Below are 2,039 nucleotides of genomic sequence, written 5' to 3'. Positions count from 1 at the left end.
GGTTGGACGTTGGAATAACATGCTAAATTTATTGAGGTTTTTTCTCATAAGCAATCTCACTGCATCAGCAGTTGTGGTCATGTTTGAGAAATCTACGGGTTTCTTTGGCCTGAGGTCTTGGCCCGATTATGCATTCTTTGTTGTGGTGATTCTTTGGGGGTTAGCCGCCTTATTTTTTATGTACCCACCAGAAGGCGGTTTTGGTGGTGATAGGGCAGAAAGTGCAGCGGGTTCAATGGTGGATAGCTCGGTGGCTAATAAAATTGACAGTGAGCGTTTTTCATCAAACACGATGCTTTGTATCAAACTTTTTGTTTCAGGGTTACCTGCATTTCTAACATGCATAATAGTTAGCACCGCAACATAACAAACGCCTCAAGAGGGACTGTCAACGCGTGGCGTTTCCAGTCCCAATGAGCCGCGGTGGTTACGGTTGTTGTGTTTGAGTTTAGTGTTATGCGTTGCCAGCCCCTTAGGCGGGCGTTAACTAAAAAGGGAAAGTTATGCGAAATTCGTTAAAGACAGTTTTTTTCTTGTCTTCATTCTCTCCAACACTACTAGCTCTCGCTGTAGTAAGGTATTTAATCTCTGGTGATGACTTTCTATTCTATCAATTAATATCTGTTTTTTTGTTGGGAGTGGCTTTATTTTGTTTGATCTTTAAATTAGTAATAGATCAAGGTGAAAGAATCAGCTTTAATGCAAAGAAAGTAGAGTCAACAGACTACTTTCTTTTGGTGTTTCTTGCCGCATATGCAGCACCAATAGTTATGAGAATGGTTGAACTTAACTTTAGAATAATTTCGATTGTATTAATTTTGTTACTGGTGACGTTGTGGGTTTTACCATATATACCATCCCACCCATTAATGTACTTGTTTAAGTATCGGTTTTATAAAGTCGAGTCTGATAGTGGTGTTGTTTATACATTAATATCTAAAAGAAATATACGAGATCCAAAAACTGTTAAACAAGTTATCTCGATTTCAGATAGTATGCTCATGGAGAAATAAATGTTATTTAACCTTTTTGCACTGACAAGTGATCCCGCAAAGAGAATTGTCAGATTTGAGTTGTCTTCTATTGTTCAAGACGATTTGACTACATATATAAAAAGCCAAGAAAGTGAGTTCGAGTTATCAACAGAAGTAATTCCTTTTGATGGGAAGTACAAACCTGATAGTGGTGAAGTGCTATTAATTGATAATTATGATGACATAGACAACTTGTCTAATGCAATTTTAAATCCATTATCAATAGAAGTCGTTGAACCGACAGAGAGTTTCTTCGGTGATATTAAAGCCCTTTTCACTGGTTATAAAAGTGAGAGTGGGGAGGTAAAGGTTTTACTACAAAACTTTGATAGACGTAGAATCATCTCTACAAATGGTTTGTCCATCTTCCATTCGTCAAATGTTTACAAGAAAATTGAAGGTATCGGTCTAACGGTCGATTCAAAATTGGCTGCTATTCTCGAAGATGGGAAATTACGTTTCTTTAGCTTTTTTAAGGCTAGACAAATGTTTGACTTGAGCGAGTACTACAAGGAAGCTACTAATGATGATATTAACGTATTCTCTTCGAGTGACGCAGTTCGAGTAACTAATAAAAATGAATTAATTGACATATCAGATAGTTGGGTGAGAAGGAAAATTTCACTAATTCAGCAAAGTGATATTCTTGGAACAGTTCCTATAAATGTTATGAAAGCGGTCGCTTTGGAGTTCAACATTCCATTCCCCACGGTGAATGTTGATGGTAATGAAGTAATTGATATTCCTCTAGTCAAGCCTGCACTTAAAGTGTTGCTGAGGTTTTTAGACGAAGACTATTACAAATCACCTCTATCAAATACAAATTTTGTAACTAACTCAAAGCGTGAGTGTACTTTTTAGTTAACAAACGCCTCAAGAGGGACTGTCAACGCGTGGCGTTTCCAGTCCCAGTGAGCCGCAGAGGTTACGGTTGTTGTGTTTGAGTTTGGTTGTTATGCGTTGCCAGCCCCTTAGGCGGGCGTTAGCTTTATGGGGAATTAATGA

The 2,039-nt window shown here is 38.0% G+C and carries 3 protein-coding genes; all 3 read left to right on the top strand.

The annotated features are described in order from the left end of the window. Positions 1-19: 19 nt before the first annotated feature. The 3 genes from AACQ17_RS09585 (at position 20) to AACQ17_RS09575 (ending at position 1,895) form a co-directional block, all read left to right on the top strand. Positions 20-367 (top strand): hypothetical protein, encoded by a 348-nt coding sequence (locus tag AACQ17_RS09585; protein ID WP_055035837.1) that lies wholly within the window; start codon positions 20-22, stop codon positions 365-367. A gap of 136 nt (positions 368-503) precedes the next feature. Next, a complete protein-coding gene (locus AACQ17_RS09580; RefSeq protein ID WP_094167730.1) occupies positions 504-1,013 on the top strand; it encodes a hypothetical protein in 510 nt (169 codons plus the stop codon). Next, positions 1,014-1,895 carry a Kiwa anti-phage protein KwaB-like domain-containing protein gene (locus tag AACQ17_RS09575; protein WP_094167729.1) on the top strand — a complete coding sequence of 294 codons (882 nt, stop codon included), beginning with the start codon at positions 1,014-1,016 and terminating at the stop codon, positions 1,893-1,895. Positions 1,896-2,039 lie beyond the last annotated feature (144 nt).

Source organism: Vibrio sp. V10_P2A27P122 (assembly GCF_963874335.1).
In the GTDB taxonomy this organism is placed as follows: Bacteria; Pseudomonadota; Gammaproteobacteria; order Enterobacterales; family Vibrionaceae; genus Vibrio; species Vibrio anguillarum.
Note: the sequence above shows the minus strand (reverse complement) of the source record. Positions and strands in the feature narration are given on the sequence as shown.

Coding starts and splice junctions, on each gene's coding strand:
- AACQ17_RS09585 (WP_055035837.1), top strand. CDS start 20: ATGCTAAATTTATTGAGGTTTTTTCTCATAAGCAATCTCACTGCATCA.
- AACQ17_RS09580 (WP_094167730.1), top strand. CDS start 504: ATGCGAAATTCGTTAAAGACAGTTTTTTTCTTGTCTTCATTCTCTCCA.
- AACQ17_RS09575 (WP_094167729.1), top strand. CDS start 1,014: ATGTTATTTAACCTTTTTGCACTGACAAGTGATCCCGCAAAGAGAATT.